This is a genomic window from Nocardia sp. CY41, from assembly GCF_009829325.1.
In the GTDB taxonomy this organism is placed as follows: Bacteria; Actinomycetota; Actinomycetes; order Mycobacteriales; family Mycobacteriaceae; genus Nocardia.
Genome location: NZ_VUOS01000007.1, coordinates 83,054 through 96,436 on the forward strand (window position 1 = coordinate 83,054; position 13,383 = coordinate 96,436).

At 66.9% G+C, this 13,383-nt stretch carries 32 protein-coding genes; all 32 read left to right on the top strand.

Annotated features, from left to right (window positions below; genetic code table 11):
* The first annotated feature begins 22 nt into the window (after positions 1-22).
* Positions 23-265: a helix-turn-helix domain-containing protein gene (locus GVY64_RS39075; protein WP_159840146.1), complete on the top strand. Its 243-nt coding sequence runs from the start codon at positions 23-25 to the stop codon at positions 263-265.
* Positions 262-429, top strand: a complete 168-nt coding sequence (locus GVY64_RS09085; RefSeq protein ID WP_159840147.1) for a hypothetical protein — start codon at positions 262-264, stop codon at positions 427-429. The genes GVY64_RS39075 and GVY64_RS09085 overlap by 4 nt, the downstream gene beginning before the upstream one ends.
* On the top strand, positions 426-1,205 hold the full coding sequence (locus tag GVY64_RS09090) for a phage antirepressor (protein ID WP_159840148.1): 780 nt from the start codon (positions 426-428) through the stop codon (positions 1,203-1,205). Before GVY64_RS09085 ends, GVY64_RS09090 begins: the two co-directional genes overlap by 4 nt.
* Positions 1,202-1,654, top strand: a complete 453-nt coding sequence (locus GVY64_RS09095; protein WP_159840149.1) for a hypothetical protein — start codon at positions 1,202-1,204, stop codon at positions 1,652-1,654. The genes GVY64_RS09090 and GVY64_RS09095 overlap by 4 nt, the downstream gene beginning before the upstream one ends.
* Entirely contained in the window at positions 1,651-1,872 is a 222-nt protein-coding gene (locus tag GVY64_RS09100) for a hypothetical protein (RefSeq protein ID WP_159840150.1), read from the top strand. The genes GVY64_RS09095 and GVY64_RS09100 overlap by 4 nt, the downstream gene beginning before the upstream one ends.
* Before the next feature lie 97 nt (positions 1,873-1,969).
* Positions 1,970-2,452, top strand: a complete 483-nt coding sequence (locus GVY64_RS09105) for a hypothetical protein (protein ID WP_159840151.1) — start codon at positions 1,970-1,972, stop codon at positions 2,450-2,452.
* A gap of 73 nt (positions 2,453-2,525) precedes the next feature.
* The gene (locus GVY64_RS09110) at positions 2,526-2,753 is read left to right on the top strand and encodes a hypothetical protein (RefSeq protein ID WP_159840152.1); all 228 of its coding nucleotides are present in this window, start codon (positions 2,526-2,528) and stop codon (positions 2,751-2,753) included.
* Positions 2,750-3,094, top strand: coding sequence for a hypothetical protein (locus GVY64_RS09115; RefSeq protein ID WP_159840153.1), 345 nt, complete (start codon positions 2,750-2,752; stop codon positions 3,092-3,094). Before GVY64_RS09110 ends, GVY64_RS09115 begins: the two co-directional genes overlap by 4 nt.
* A complete protein-coding gene (locus GVY64_RS09120; RefSeq protein ID WP_159840154.1) occupies positions 3,091-3,336 on the top strand; it encodes a hypothetical protein in 246 nt (81 codons plus the stop codon). Before GVY64_RS09115 ends, GVY64_RS09120 begins: the two co-directional genes overlap by 4 nt.
* On the top strand, positions 3,333-3,512 hold the full coding sequence (locus GVY64_RS09125; protein WP_159840155.1) for a hypothetical protein: 180 nt from the start codon (positions 3,333-3,335) through the stop codon (positions 3,510-3,512). The genes GVY64_RS09120 and GVY64_RS09125 overlap by 4 nt, the downstream gene beginning before the upstream one ends.
* On the top strand, positions 3,509-3,850 hold the full coding sequence (locus GVY64_RS09130) for a hypothetical protein (protein ID WP_159840156.1): 342 nt from the start codon (positions 3,509-3,511) through the stop codon (positions 3,848-3,850). Before GVY64_RS09125 ends, GVY64_RS09130 begins: the two co-directional genes overlap by 4 nt.
* Entirely contained in the window at positions 3,847-4,218 is a 372-nt protein-coding gene (locus GVY64_RS09135; protein ID WP_159840157.1) for a hypothetical protein, read from the top strand. The genes GVY64_RS09130 and GVY64_RS09135 overlap by 4 nt, the downstream gene beginning before the upstream one ends.
* On the top strand, positions 4,205-4,387 hold the full coding sequence (locus GVY64_RS09140) for a hypothetical protein (RefSeq protein WP_159840158.1): 183 nt from the start codon (positions 4,205-4,207) through the stop codon (positions 4,385-4,387). The genes GVY64_RS09135 and GVY64_RS09140 overlap by 14 nt, the downstream gene beginning before the upstream one ends.
* 2 nt (positions 4,388-4,389) lie before the next feature.
* Positions 4,390-4,533: a hypothetical protein gene (locus GVY64_RS09145; RefSeq protein ID WP_159840159.1), complete on the top strand. Its 144-nt coding sequence runs from the start codon at positions 4,390-4,392 to the stop codon at positions 4,531-4,533.
* Positions 4,530-4,733, top strand: coding sequence for a hypothetical protein (locus tag GVY64_RS09150; protein WP_159840160.1), 204 nt, complete (start codon positions 4,530-4,532; stop codon positions 4,731-4,733). Before GVY64_RS09145 ends, GVY64_RS09150 begins: the two co-directional genes overlap by 4 nt.
* Positions 4,733-5,092 (top strand): hypothetical protein, encoded by a 360-nt coding sequence (locus tag GVY64_RS09155; protein ID WP_159840161.1) that lies wholly within the window; start codon positions 4,733-4,735, stop codon positions 5,090-5,092. Before GVY64_RS09150 ends, GVY64_RS09155 begins: the two co-directional genes overlap by 1 nt.
* Entirely contained in the window at positions 5,089-5,448 is a 360-nt protein-coding gene (locus tag GVY64_RS09160; protein ID WP_159840162.1) for a hypothetical protein, read from the top strand. The genes GVY64_RS09155 and GVY64_RS09160 overlap by 4 nt, the downstream gene beginning before the upstream one ends.
* The gene (locus GVY64_RS09165) at positions 5,445-5,936 is read left to right on the top strand and encodes a WhiB family transcriptional regulator (protein ID WP_159840163.1); all 492 of its coding nucleotides are present in this window, start codon (positions 5,445-5,447) and stop codon (positions 5,934-5,936) included. The genes GVY64_RS09160 and GVY64_RS09165 overlap by 4 nt, the downstream gene beginning before the upstream one ends.
* Entirely contained in the window at positions 5,933-6,184 is a 252-nt protein-coding gene (locus tag GVY64_RS09170) for a hypothetical protein (RefSeq protein WP_159840164.1), read from the top strand. Before GVY64_RS09165 ends, GVY64_RS09170 begins: the two co-directional genes overlap by 4 nt.
* Positions 6,181-6,366 carry a hypothetical protein gene (locus GVY64_RS09175; protein ID WP_159840165.1) on the top strand — a complete coding sequence of 62 codons (186 nt, stop codon included), beginning with the start codon at positions 6,181-6,183 and terminating at the stop codon, positions 6,364-6,366. Before GVY64_RS09170 ends, GVY64_RS09175 begins: the two co-directional genes overlap by 4 nt.
* Positions 6,367-6,435: 69 nt before the next feature.
* Positions 6,436-7,284: a PD-(D/E)XK nuclease-like domain-containing protein gene (locus GVY64_RS09180; RefSeq protein WP_159840166.1), complete on the top strand. Its 849-nt coding sequence runs from the start codon at positions 6,436-6,438 to the stop codon at positions 7,282-7,284.
* The gene (locus tag GVY64_RS09185; protein WP_236566719.1) at positions 7,281-7,976 is read left to right on the top strand and encodes a hypothetical protein; all 696 of its coding nucleotides are present in this window, start codon (positions 7,281-7,283) and stop codon (positions 7,974-7,976) included. The genes GVY64_RS09180 and GVY64_RS09185 overlap by 4 nt, the downstream gene beginning before the upstream one ends.
* Positions 7,973-8,524, top strand: a complete 552-nt coding sequence (locus GVY64_RS09190) for a hypothetical protein (protein WP_159840167.1) — start codon at positions 7,973-7,975, stop codon at positions 8,522-8,524. The genes GVY64_RS09185 and GVY64_RS09190 overlap by 4 nt, the downstream gene beginning before the upstream one ends.
* Complete coding sequence (locus GVY64_RS09195) at positions 8,521-8,886, top strand: hypothetical protein (RefSeq protein ID WP_159840168.1); 366 nt, start codon at positions 8,521-8,523, stop codon at positions 8,884-8,886. Before GVY64_RS09190 ends, GVY64_RS09195 begins: the two co-directional genes overlap by 4 nt.
* A 424-nt stretch (positions 8,887-9,310) precedes the next feature.
* Positions 9,311-10,003 (top strand): DNA cytosine methyltransferase, encoded by a 693-nt coding sequence (locus tag GVY64_RS09200; protein ID WP_201297958.1) that lies wholly within the window; start codon positions 9,311-9,313, stop codon positions 10,001-10,003.
* Positions 9,993-10,253, top strand: a complete 261-nt coding sequence (locus GVY64_RS09205; protein ID WP_159840170.1) for a hypothetical protein — start codon at positions 9,993-9,995, stop codon at positions 10,251-10,253. Before GVY64_RS09200 ends, GVY64_RS09205 begins: the two co-directional genes overlap by 11 nt.
* The gene (locus GVY64_RS09210; protein WP_159840171.1) at positions 10,250-11,263 is read left to right on the top strand and encodes a DNA cytosine methyltransferase; all 1,014 of its coding nucleotides are present in this window, start codon (positions 10,250-10,252) and stop codon (positions 11,261-11,263) included. The genes GVY64_RS09205 and GVY64_RS09210 overlap by 4 nt, the downstream gene beginning before the upstream one ends.
* Positions 11,260-11,892, top strand: a complete 633-nt coding sequence (locus tag GVY64_RS09215; RefSeq protein ID WP_159840172.1) for a hypothetical protein — start codon at positions 11,260-11,262, stop codon at positions 11,890-11,892. Before GVY64_RS09210 ends, GVY64_RS09215 begins: the two co-directional genes overlap by 4 nt.
* A gap of 18 nt (positions 11,893-11,910) precedes the next feature.
* The gene (locus tag GVY64_RS09220) at positions 11,911-12,309 is read left to right on the top strand and encodes a hypothetical protein (protein WP_159840173.1); all 399 of its coding nucleotides are present in this window, start codon (positions 11,911-11,913) and stop codon (positions 12,307-12,309) included.
* Positions 12,310-12,481: 172 nt separating this feature from the next.
* Complete coding sequence (locus GVY64_RS09225; protein ID WP_159840174.1) at positions 12,482-12,823, top strand: hypothetical protein; 342 nt, start codon at positions 12,482-12,484, stop codon at positions 12,821-12,823.
* Entirely contained in the window at positions 12,820-13,110 is a 291-nt protein-coding gene (locus GVY64_RS09230; protein WP_159840175.1) for a hypothetical protein, read from the top strand. Before GVY64_RS09225 ends, GVY64_RS09230 begins: the two co-directional genes overlap by 4 nt.
* The gene (locus GVY64_RS09235) at positions 13,107-13,274 is read left to right on the top strand and encodes a hypothetical protein (RefSeq protein WP_159840176.1); all 168 of its coding nucleotides are present in this window, start codon (positions 13,107-13,109) and stop codon (positions 13,272-13,274) included. Before GVY64_RS09230 ends, GVY64_RS09235 begins: the two co-directional genes overlap by 4 nt.
* The last annotated feature ends 109 nt before the right edge of the window (positions 13,275-13,383 follow it).

Consider the following 13,383-nt stretch of genomic DNA (forward strand, 5'->3'; position numbering starts at 1 on the left):
AAATGAGCGTATCGTGATTCATATGGCACATCAGCCCGGCTGGTCTCAGCGAGTAGCGACCGGCCTCCGAAGCGCAATCGCAGCGTCCGGCCTATCGGTCCGATCGCTCTCTGAGATCACCGGGATTCCTCTCTCGACGCTCAACAGGCGCGTGCGGGGCTTAGCCCCTTGGGACACGGCGCAAATCGAGGCTGTCGCTGAAGCCATTCAGTGCGACCCAAAGGATCTCATACCTTCGGACGACTCGGAAGCGGAGGCGTCGTGAGCAAACCTCGTCCCGCCGTCGACCCCGCTATGCAGGCGTGGATCGACGAGCAGATGAAGCACTTCCCCCAGGGCTCGATGGCTCCGGCCGTTCAGATGCTGGTCGCCTTCGAGCGTTCCGACTGCGATCGGGCCGCTGCCGCACAGAAGGGAGCGGCGGCATGAGCGCCGACCTGATGCCGTTCACCAACGGCGAGTTTCAGTTGGAAATCCGCCCCCACGAAACCGACGGGTTCCGCGTGCTCGCGCCGAGCCTGGCGCGATCCCTGGGGTTTCGGGAGGCGTACGACCTGTTGCGCTCGATCCCACTGGGGGAGAAGGGGTCCGATCTGGTCCGGACCCCTGGCGGCGAGCAGCAGGTGGGTTACTTGACGGAGGCCGGGTTCTATCGCGCCCTCGGCCAGCGGCAGGCGGCTCGCATCGCCGACGAGTCCATCCGGGCTTCGGTCGAACGGTTCCAGTCGTGGGTCTACGGCGAAGTCCTCCCCGCGATCCGCAAGACCGGTTCGTACTCGACCGCCCCCGCGCTGACCGATGACGAGCTGATCCACCGTGCGCTCGAAGTCTCCACCCGCCGCGTCGCTGAACTGACCGCGAAGACTGAGCAGCTGGAGGCGAAGGTCGAGGCCGACGCCCCGAAGGTCGAAGCCTACGAGCAGTTCATGGAAGCCGACGGCACCTACCTCGTCGGCACCGTGGCCCGCATGTTGGGCACCTCGCAGAACAAGCTGTTCGCCGAGCTGCGCGAACGGGGCGTGTTCATCGCGAAGGGGTCGATGAAGAACACCCCGTACCAGCGGTTCATGCAGCACTTCGTGGTGAAGGCTACGCATTTCGAGCGGTCGGACGGTAGCGAGGGTGTGTCGTACACGACGCGGGTTCGGCCGTCGGGTGTGGATTTCATCCGCCGCCGCCTGAACATGCAGGTGGTGGCGTCATGACCGACCTGACTCACCGCGTCACCCTCGACGAGTACATGGTCGTCCTTCAGCAGCGCGCCGACGAGTGGCTGGCTGGGCAGAAGAGCCCGAACCTCCGCTTCCCTCCGCTGCTGGAGTGGTTCGTCCTCGACGGCGACGAAGCGATGGTGGATCTGCCTGAGCCGGAGCAGAAGCCGGACAAGCCGAAGCCGCAGCCTCGGCGCTACCGCCCCGCGTCGTACTGGCGCGAGCGGATCGCTGCACTCGAAGCCCAGATGGCGCCATTGACGGAGCCGCTGATCAACGACCGCGCGGCGGCCGGTGGCGTGGCCCTCGGCGTCAAGCGCACTCGGCGTATCCAGGCTCGGGAGGACTCCCGGTTGCAGCGGTACGTCGAGTTGCGGAACCAGCTGGAGCACGCGCAGTCCATGCTGCGCCGCGCCGAATCTCGGGAAGCGGGTGCGGCATGAGCAGCGGCCAGAAGCCCCGCGTCCGTACCTTCTTCCCCCGCATGAAGGTGCGTCGCCCGCACCGCCCCCGTCAGCCGTTGACCGTCTTCTGGGACGAGAAACTCCAGCCGGTCTGGTTTACGCGCGACAAGGACGTGGCTCGGAAGGCCGTGGGCGTCTACTTCGGCAACTACGGCGGTGCCATCACCCTGACCGGGCTCAAGGGCGGTGCCCTGTGACCGCCTTCGTCATCGTCTGCATCGGTTCCATCCTCGCCACTCCTGTCCTGGTGTCGGTGGATCACGCTGTGCGCGCCGCTACTCGGGGGAGGCGGAAGTGAGCAACCCGTGGGTCCTGACCGCGATCAACGTTGCCGCGTTCGCTTTCGTCTTCGCCTTCGCGTGGTGGTGGGGCAAGCGGCAGTCAAACTCCCTCGGCGCGGTAACCCCCCCGCCTGCTGCCGAGGTTGGGCGTCCCGGCGGTGCGGACGCGGCTGGCCCCTCGGCCGCGCCCCGCCGGGACACGCCCGAAGGCGATGGAGTCAGCACGCACGCTCCGGTCGAGTGGGAGACGGCCAGCCGATGGCGGGATGCGCTTCTGTTGATCGCTGACAACCCGTGCTCGAACGGCGATCCGGCAGTGGCCTGCCCTGATGAGTTCGGCGACGACCGGAAGCGGTGGTGCAGCTACTGCATCGCCGCCGATGCCCTGAATCCCTCGGATTCCTCACCACAGCCTGACCCGCTGCGTAGTGAGGCTGCACCCTCGGCGTCACGTGACGTCAACCCCGGCGCCGAGGGTGCCTCCCACGTCCCTTGAACAAGGACATGGCCGCCGAGGTGACATCTCGACGGCCATTCAATCCAACACAACGAGAAGAAAGTCTACCGCAATGGTCAAGCACTCCGCCGCCTACGAGGCGTATGTGACCCAACTCCTGGCCACCCCACCCGATTCCGCTGATCACCGCATGGCCGAGGTTGTCGCCGCGATGCGTGACGACGACGCCCTGCTGACGTTGCTGTTCGAGATCTACACCGAGGACCCGGTGAACACGCGGGAGTTCGCTCTCGCCGCGCACCTGCTGTCCCTGCTGTTCGGGTCGGCGGTGACGGCATGACCGAACTGAAGCTCGAACGCCGCAGCCAGCGCGACGAGGGCATCGTCTCTGCCGGTGTCGCGATCACCCCGCCCCTCGATGAGGACTACTGGGCCTACCGCGTCCGTCTGAGCGATACCCAGGCCATCCTCGGCTTCCCGAAGTTCTTCACCATCGGCATCGGCTTCGCCGTCGAGGAGGACTGGAACACCAACCTGCCCTACACGTCCGATGCTGCGGACATCTTCCTGCACATCCGGCACAACAAGGGCGACGACTCGATCGCCGACTCTGATGTGGTTGACGCGATTCGCATGGTGCAGGAAGCGATCCGCGCCGATCTTGAGGCGGTGAAGTCGTGACCCCGCTGGAGTACACGGACTGGACGAACCAGATCCTCCGCTACGTCGGTGGCCTACTGGTTGCCCCGGAGTCCTCGACGTCGTTCGAGATCGGCCGCACCTTCGCTCTCCTGGCCGACGCTGACCGTCCCCGCTACGTGGAGATGTTGATGCGGGAGAACCGTCCGGGGACGCGGGAGTACGAGATCGGCTGGGATCTGCGGGCCCTGCTGATCGGCTGGCCGGAAGCGGGTGTCGCATGAGCCGCCTGCACAACCCGTTCCGCCGCCGCGAGTCGGAGCTGGAGACCACACAGCCCATGTCGCTGGCCGAGTTCCAGCGCGTGATCGTGCCCGACGGCCACGACTGGCCGGAGTGGCACTACGCCGACGCCAAGCCCGATTGGGAAGACCGAAACGACGAGGGGGAGACCCGATGAGCCTGAACGACACTGCTCGGATTGCCGAGCTGGAGCATGAGGTCGCCCGCCTCCGTGCCGCAGGGAAGGACGTCGGCGAGTACATCAAGGCGCTCAACCAGACCGCCCTCGACGCCACCGGCATGCACGACGTGATCAACGAGAAAGGCGACGGGGACTGGCAGGCCGTGTGGGAGAACGTCGCCGACCTGGGTGAGCGCCTGCGCCAGGCGGAGAAGCGGATTGCGTTCCTGCGCCGCGAGTACCGCGACCTGCACGTCCGGTGCGAGGAGTTGGTTGGCGAACGCAACGAATTGCGCGCCCGTGTCGCTGAGCTGGAAGCGCAGGTGCAGCGATGACCGCGCGCGAGATACCGGCGCACACGGTTCGCTTCGAGATCGGCCCATTCGGGGTGTCGGCGGTGTTCAACTGCTACGCCCGCGTCGGGGAGCCGTTCTGCCGCTTGACCTGCCCCACGGCCATGGGCTGCGAGTCCACTGCCGAGTGCCGCGAATCCGGGCACGAGCCGGTCGATTACGGCCGCTGCATGTTCGTGGAGTGGATGGATGCCGATGACGGTATCGATGCGTTCTCCGGTGACCGGACGGCACTGCGCGGCGGGCACATCGTCCCCGAGTGGCAGGGCGACCACTGGACGTGGAACTACGCCACGGCCACGGGGCGCATCCCTGATACCGCCGGGGAGGTGCCCAATGTCAGCGCGTGAGCCCTGGTTCCACCCCTACGAGGCAGCCGCCGAGCGGGCCAAGATCGCCGACACCGAGGAAGTCGACATGCACGAGTTGGCCTTCGCCATGGAGGCCGCTGGCTGGTTCGGTGCCCGCCGCTCCCTTCCGCTGCTCGACACCGCCATCGAAGCCCTGGAGGAGTGGTGACGATGCGTGAGAAGTGGTTCGAGCGGGTCGAGTCCACCCAGGAGCGCACGGGTTTCCAGATGCGGGTGATCCCCCACGCCCCCAGCTGCCTGTGCTCCCACTGCCACGCCGAGAAGTTCGAGCGAGCCGCGGAGGAGGAGTTGTGATCGCGTTCTGGCATGACCTGCTCGCCTACGCATGGGAGTTGATCGCCGCGGGGTTCATCGCCGGCATCCTGGCGTGCATCTGGCTCGGGCAGGGCAGGGACTACTCCGGCGCCCCCGCCGAGGACGACGGCGAAGAGGTGCCCTACGACCCCGACCGGTACAGGGATTGGCAGTACGCCGACGAAGTGGAGGCGTACTGATGGCCCGCAAACCCCTGCTTTCGGACGACGCTGTCCGCGAGATACAGCGTCTGCACGCCGACCGGTATCCCGTCGCCGAGATCGCCCGGAAGTACGACCGCAGCCTGGACGCGATCTACAACCTCCTGCGCGGCAAGTCCTACCGGGACGTGACCGCCTCCAGCCACGGCACGCGGACTTGTGCGTGTGCCGACTGCGCTACCGACCGCCGGCGGGACGAGAACGTCCGCCGCGGCGACCTCATCGCAGCTGTGGCGGTGTGCGTCCGCTGCGGGGAGGACTTCACCACCAAGGCCACGGCGATGCTCGCTCGCCCCGGCTACATGGTCTGCCCGTCATGCCGAGAGGAGAGGCCGTGACCGACACCAATCAGCTAATTGTGAACTTCCGCGGCGGTGTCGGGGAGCTGAAGCCCGACAACCCGGAGGAGCAGGCGAAAGCGCGGCGCACCGCAGCCCACTACGCCGAGAACGCCGACGAGTTGCGGACGTTCCTGGACATGCTCGGCCTGCGCGATCACCCCGTGAAGAAGCAGAAGCGGCCGAAGCATGTGCCCGGAAACCTGATCCGAAACCCCGGCATCTGCCGCAAGTGTGGGGTGCAGATGGTGTCGCGTGAGTCGGCGCAGCCCGGTGACGTCCGCTACGGGGGACTCGGCCTGTGCGTTCGCGACTACGCCCAGCACCGCCGCGCCGCGCTCAAGGAGGCGCGGTGAGCGACAACGAATGGCGGAAGAAGGCGTCCTGCCGCGCGTACTCCTCCGAGCTGTGGTTCCCGGAGCGCAGCAACAAGGCCAAGACCGCGGTGGACATCTGCCACGCCTGCCCGGTGCGGCGGGACTGCGCGGAGGACGCGATCAAGCGTGACGAACGCTGGGCCATCGTCGCCGGTTTCCGGTGCGGCGAGAAAAAGGAACGCGACGCACTGAAGGCATGGCTGGACGGCGATGTCGCCCAGGCGCCGAAGCCGCGCCACTACGTGCGCTCCCGCAGCGCTTGCGAACGCATCCCGGCCGGGCCGGCGAGCGAGCACCTGAAGGCGCTGGCCGAGGTGATGCGCTACGACGAACTGATCGCCATCACGGGGCTTACGGCTGGGGTTGTGAGCGGCCTGCTGTATGGGCGCCGCGGGAAGCCGCGGCAGACGATCCGCAAGGAGGACGCCGAGAAGGTGTTCTCGGTGCAGCTCGAGGTGAGCGCATGAAGCGCTACGGCCCGTATGTCGACTACGACAAGCTCGCCGACGGCGCAATCGCCCTGTGCGAGCAGGTGCGTGATGTCGAGCCCGCTGTGACGTTCGCCGAACTCGCCGACCGGTGTGTACGGGATCCGCAGCGGATGGCGCAGTTGCTGATGTGCCTGGCGGTGTGGGTCGACATCGACGGTCCGGCGTCCGCGTTGACCGCCCGTGCTGAAGCGGTCGCCCGCGGGCGCGTTCGGAGGTCGGCATGAGCATCCGCACCTGGAAGGACGGCCTGTCCCGCTTGGACATCGAGCAGGACCCGTCCGGCCGGATCCGCTTCGGCCTGCACGGAATCAATCAGGCGGGCGAGGTCATCGAGTACGGCTTCGTCGCGTCCTTCTCCGCGTCCGCGCGTGAGGAGATCGCCCAATTCATCAAGGAGGGCATGTGAGTACCCACGACTGCCCGTTCTGCCGTGGCGCTGGCTGCGTCCACTGCGGTGGCGGGGAGGTGGACGACCGTGAGCTTTGATCAGCCGCCCACCACCCCGGACCTGTACTACGACCTGCCCGAGGCGATCTACCACGCCGACACCGAAAGCCTGTCGAGTTCTGGCGCCCGAACACTGCTTCGTCCCGGCGGGCCCGAGCTGTTCAAGTACCAGCGTGAGAACGGCAGCGGACGCTCCGAGCACTACGACTTCGGACTCGCCGCCCATGCCCTGCTGCTCGGAACCGGCGCGGAGGTCGTCGAGATCGAGGCCAGGGACTGGAAGACGAAGGCGGCGCAGGAGGAACGGAAGGCCGCCTACGCCGAGGGGAAGGTTCCGCTGCTGTCGGCGACCCTGCGCCAGGTCGAGGAGATGGTCGCCACGGCGCGCCGGCATCCGGTCGTGTCCGAACTCCTGGTCGGCGGGAAGCCGGAGGTGTCCGCCTACGCCCTCGACGAGGAGACGTGGACGATGCTGCGCGCCCGCTTCGACTACCTGCGGGAGGAGTCCCCGCAGGAGTACCTGTTCGTGGACTACAAGACGACGTCCGCGGACGCGGCGCCCGCGGTGTTCGCGTCGTCGTCGGCGAAGTTCCGCTACCCGATCCAGGACGCCTTCTACCGCATCGTTCTGCGGCTGCTCGGCTACCAAGTCTCCCGGTCGCTGTGGATCGCGCAGGAGAAGGAACCGCCGTACCGGCTCACGGTGAACGAGCACCAGCCGGGCGACCTCGCGCTCGCCGAGCAGCTCGTGCGCAAGGCCATCGACATCTACGCCGAATGCGTCGCGGCCGACCACTGGCCGGGCTACGGCACCGACATCAACCCGATCACCATGCCCGCATGGGCGATCCGCGAATGGGAGGCCCTGCTCGCATGAATCCGATCGTCATGCCCGACGTCGAAACGACTGTCGGGATCGACTTGAGAGCGCAGCTCGAGACCCTGGCGAAGCTGCGTGAGAAGTTCGAGAAGCACCAGATCGGCCTGCTTCCCAAGCCGTACTCGAAGGATGCACAGAAGGGGAAGTGCGGGGTCTGCAAGGGCTTCCACGGCCTGCCCGCGATGCACGTCGACTACGTCGGCCACGCCGCGGTCACCGACCGCCTGCTCGATGTGGACCCGCTGTGGAACTGGGAGCCGGTCGGCGTCGACCAGAACGGCCTTCCGGTCCTCGACAACAACGGCGGCCTGTGGATTCGCCTGACCATCGCCGGCCTGACTCGACTCGGGTACGGAGATGCCCAGGGCAAGCGCGGCGGCGACGCCGTGAAGGAAGCCATCGGAGACGCGATCCGTAACGCCGCCATGCGCTTCGGTGTCGCCCTGGATCTGTGGCACAAGGGCGATCTGCACATCGAGTCCGAGGAGCAAGCCGAGGCGCCGGTGGACGAGGACCCGATTCTGCGGGCCCGCCGCGACCTGAACGCCGCCATCTCCGCGCGCGGAATCAGCCCCAACAAGGCGAAGGCGCGCTTCGCGAAGAACGGCCACGGCCAGTTGGGCGCGTCGACCGATGTCAAAGCCATCCGCGCCCTGGTTGAGCACTACCGCAACGGGGGTGAGGAATGACCGCCGTACAGCCCGGACAGCCCACATTTCAGGCTGCCCAGGAATGGCCTGCTGTAGATGTGCGGTGGCATGACGACCGCAACTTCGAGCGCCTGGTGAACGCCGACCTCCGTGACCCCAAGGGCATCGGACCGCAGTACGCGATCCTGCGTCGCAAGGAAAACCGGGTCCGCTGGTTGCAGATGCTCGTCAGCATTCAGCAGTCGATCATCCAGCAGAACGCCCTCGCCAACGCCACCCTGAAGTCGCATCCCGATCGTCCTGCGCCGGGGGAACTCACTCCGCAGTCTTACCTCGACGCCAAGCGGGAGGTGGAGGAGCGCAAACGACCGCGGGAACGCGCGCTGCGCGCGGTGAACGAACGCCTCGGTGAGGCTCGCCGCCTGATCGGCTCCGACCCGTTGGCGAACTCGACGGCCGGCCGCGTGGTGGCCCACCTCGCGGAGGTGGACCTGCTGCTGCGGGAGGGGAACGTCGACGACGCGCGGCGCAAGGTGCGGTCGTTGATGTGGAACCTCGGTTCGGGCGGCGCGGAGGTGGAGTCGTGATCGAGGACCCGTTCAACCTGATCGAGATCGAGCAGGGCTTGCGCGAACTGGAATCCAGCGGTGGACAGGCGGCCCTGGATTTGAAGCGCTGGCGCGACGACCTCGCCCTGAAACGGAAGCAGCTGCGGGACGCGAAGACCAAGGCCACGTTCAACGCCCCGGACGGCACGGTCCAGATGAAGAACGCTTACGTCGACCAGGAGACTACCGACCTGCAACTGGAGTACGACCTCGCTGACAACCAGGCCAGGTACGGAGCCGACATGGTCGACGAGCGCAGGTCGACCCGTTCGTCATTGCAGACCAGGGCGAAGCTGGCCGTCGAGGCGATGAAGCTGGCCGGATACGGCGGTGGCGCATGACCGTCCATCCATCCGCCAAGAACCTGGCCGCGGACATGGTGCGCCGGTTGGCGAAGCACCAGCCCCGAACCAAGCGCCCGAAGAACCCCGGCGAGAGCTGGACCCGGGAGTTGCTCGCCGCCCGTTCCGGTGGCCTGTGTGAGCGCTGCGGTATAGCCCCCGCACAGTCGGTACACCATCGCTGGAAGAGGGGGCAGGGAGGGCCGTGGTCGGCCTCCAACTGCGTCGCGCTTTGTGGGGACGGTGTTCGCGGATGCCATGGGTTCGCTGAGCACAACCCGAACGCCGCAGAACCCGAAGGGCTGCATCTGCGTCCGTGGATGACTCCCGCCGAGTGCCGGTTCCTGTACCGCGGCCGGTGGGTGCTGCTCACGGATGACGGACGCGTCGATCCGATCGGGGGTGAGGCATGAAACCCATCCTGTTGGACACCTTCTGCAAGGCTGGCGGCGCAGCAGTGGGGTATGCCGCGGCGGGGTTCGAAGTCGTTGGTGTGGACATCGAGCCGCAACCGAACTACCCGTTCACCTTCTATCAGGGCGACGCCCTGGAGTTCATCAGAGACCGCGGCCACGAGTTCGACGCCATCCACGCCTCCCCTCCCTGCCAGGGGTATTCGGCGATGAAGGACATGCCCGACGCCCGTGAGCATCCGAAGCTGATCGGCGAAGTCCGTGACCTCCTGAAAGAACTCGGTCGGCCGTACGTGATCGAGAACGTCGTCGGCGCCCGCGCACACATGATCGACCCCGTACTGCTGTGCGGGACCATGTTCGGCCTCGGCGACGCCGGCTTCGAACTTCAACGTCACCGCCTCTTCGAGACCAGCTTCCCCGTTCTGCCCCCCTCGGGGTGCAAGCACGAGCTTCCCGTGATCGGGGTGTACGGCGGGCATGTGCGGTGCCGGTCGACGAAGTTCTGGCGCAACGGCGGCCGCGACTTCCCTGGCTACGACAAGAAGCAGCTGGCCATGACCGTCATGGGCGTCACGCATCGCATGACCATGAACGAGCTTTCCGAGGCCATCCCTCCCCAATACGCGGAGTACGTGGGTCGCCAGCTGCTCGCAACACTCAACCCCGCCCTGATCACCGAGAGGTCCAGCGATGACCAGTGACCGCGACCAGCTCGCCGACGATATCGAGGCTCGGGTGATCACCGAACCAACCGAACTCGACGCGCTGCCGATCATGAGCCTGGTCCTCGCCTATGGGGTCGCCCACCAGGCAGTACCCGCAGAACGCGGCGACGCCCCCGTGTGGCTCAAGCCAACCGGAGTGCGCGCGCAGACCAGCGTCGAGCTTCTGGCCGACACCCGTGGCGCTGGCGTCACTGTCCTCTACGCCCCGAATGGGGGTGAACAGTGATCGACTGGATCGACCTGTTCTCCGGCGGCGGCGGTTCGAGCGTGGGGATCCGCCGCGCCGGCCAACAGGTGAAGGCGTGCGCCAACCACTGGCCCGTCGCGGTGGCGACTCACCAGAAGAACCACCCGGACGTCGAGCACTTCACAGCGAACCTGTCGGAGACCGACTTCCGCACCTTCCCCCGCACGACCGCCCTGTGGGCTTCCCCGTCGTGCGTGTGGCACGCCCGCTCCGGCGGCCGCAAGCAGCCTCCCGCGGAGGTGGAGCGGCTGCGGCAGGACGCGGGCGCGATCGACCGGGCCACCGCGTTCGCGGTGATCGCCGCCGCGGAAGTTCACCAGTACGAGGCGATCGTGGTGGAGAACGTCGAGGAGTTCACCCGCTGGAGCTTGTTCCGGTGGTGGCTGGACGGTCTCGCTGCCCTCGGGTACCGGCATCAGACCGTGGTGTTGGATGCCGCGGCGGTACCGGGTGCGGTGGCTCAGGTGCGGCGCCGCTGGTTCGGGGTGTTCACCCGCGACGGGGGCGTAGACCTGTCACTGCCCGCGGTGCAAACCCCTCCCGCTACGTCGATCCTCGACCCAGATCCGGGCCGGCCAGTCACGCGGCGGCTGTATGTGTCCCCGCAGATCGAGCAGATCACCGAACCGGGTGTGCCGCATCTGGTGATGTACCGACGCAACGCCAAACCCCGACGGGCGGACCGGCATCCGCTCGCCACGGTGACCGCAGGCGGGAACCATCACGCGGTCGCCACCGTCACCGCCGAGGGCGTGTTCCACCGGATGCTCACCAACACCGAGCGCGCACGGGCGCAGGGATTCCCGGACTCCTATCAGTGGGTGGGGAACCGAGCGGAGGTCCTCAAGCAGGTGGGCAATGCCGTGGCTGTCCCGGTCGCCGAGTTCCTCGCTCGCCGGATCGCCGCGCATCTCGAAGGCTCCACCGTCCCGTCCGAGTGCGGTGATCAGTACGCGCTGGCCATCAACCCGGAAGGAGAGGAGGGGTGAGCACCGACCTGAAGGCGATCATGGACCGCGACGAACGCCGCCGGCGGATGCTGAACGACCCCGACCTGACCGGCGACCTGCTACTGCTCACCCTTGCCCTGGACGAGTTCCTCGTCTCTCGCAACGAGCAGGGACGCAAGAAGTTGCGGAACTGGGCATGGGAAGTCGCGCACCTGACGCACGGAAACAGCGACTACCACCTGCGGTACTGGACCAAGAAGGTCATCGCCGATGACCTCCCGCGGTATGAGCCGATCAAACCGAAGGGGCGCGGCTGCGTGGCGCCGATGGTGCGACGAGAAGGCGCGTGCGGCAACGCCGGTACGACCAGCCGGGTCGACCGCGATCCGTTGACGGGTGACTCCAGGTGGGTGCACTACTGCGCCCGGCATAAGCACCTAGCCGGACCCGTAGAGGCACGGATCCGGGAATGGGTCGAGAACGGGAAGCCGTCCCCTCCAGCGAACACGGGCGGCGTCCTGCGCCGCTACTTCGACGCGGACTGGGACACGGTCTACCGGTGGGCTTCTGGTCGGGAACCGATGGAGGGCGGGCGTGAAGCGACACCGCCGCGGCCGAAGCTGCGCCTGATCACCGGCGGCGCAGAGCAATTGGGCGGGGATTCATGATGCGGGGAGGTCTCGGGGATGCGGAAGGCAGGCGTCATGGCCTCGGTGGAGGACACGCTCGTGGATATCTCGGATCCGATTCCGGTGGACCGGTTCGAATGGGAGCGCATCATCCGCCGGGTCCGGATGTCCAAGGGCACCAAGTATGTCGCGGTGATGCTGGCTACGTACGCGGACCGGGACGGAACCAGGGTGCGGCCGGGTGTGGATCGGCTGGCGTTGGTGATGTGCGTGTCGGAGCCGACGGTGAAGCGCGGCATGTCGGAGTTGCGGGCGATGGGGCTCATTCAGCGGGTGAAGCAGGGCAACCGGCACGCGAAGAAGGCGGACGAGTACCGGTTGACGATGCCGTTGAATCTGCTCGATCTGCCGATGCTCGGGCCGGACGAGGACGGAATGTCTGGGGATCACTCATGATCCGTGGACTTATCGCTGACGCACCGAGTCTGGAGATCACCCATGATCCCCAGAAAGTTATCCACAGGCAATGTCTAGGGATCACTGGTGTGCCCCAGACATTGGCGCCCGCAGAAAGTCTGGGGATCATTTTGAAGAAGTCTGGGGATCATTTTGGGCGAGTCTGGGGATCATGGGTGATCCCCCACCATTCCTACCAACCACAACCATTCCAAGAGACGTGGCTGGTTTGGGAACGGAACTCACGACCGCGCGCGAGCCGACCGCATCCAATTCCCCCATCGATGGCAGCGGTGAAGCGATGAGCCCGGACCGCTACGGCGAACCCACCGACCGCCCTTGCCGGGATGCCCGATGCCGCCGCGGATGGATCGGCGCCGACGACGAAGGCCGGCCCATTCCGTGCCTCGCCTGCAAACCGCATCTGGCGAAGACGACCACCACCAACGACTGCGCCGAGTCGATCCCGTCGACCAAGGCGCAAGCAGCAATCGACAGAGAGGCCCGCAGATGAGCGCGAAGCCCTTGCGGATCATCCGGGTACCGCAAACCCCTCCCGGTCCGTCTACGGCCCATCTGGAGCCCGAAAACCCCTATCCCACTCCGACCGCCTGCCCGAGGTGTGGGGCGTGGGTTGCGGATGAGGAGCTGCACGCCGAGTTCCACGGCAACTTCGCCTCGATGGGGCGGTGGATGCGGCGGGCGGCCGACCTGCTGCGGCAGGTGATCCGGGAAGACCTTCCCGCCTATGACGAACTTGTTCCCAGGGATGGGGACATCAAGCAAGGAGACAACCAGTGACCGAGACCCGAACCTGCGCCGGCTGCGGCCGCACCGGCACTCGGCAGTTCACCCGCGTGAGCAACCCGGAGACCGGCGCGGTGGAGTGGCGGTGCCTTTCGTGGGCGGCGTGCCGGGATCGTGCCGCGGCCCGCGATGAGTCTGAGGGCGGTGAGGCGCTGTGAGTCCTCAAAACGTCCGGAGACACCAGACCCCCACCGTTCGGCCCGCCACGGGCAAGCCAGACGGCCGCATGGGCGGTCCCGTCCCGCACTCCCAGCACCCCGCAGGGTG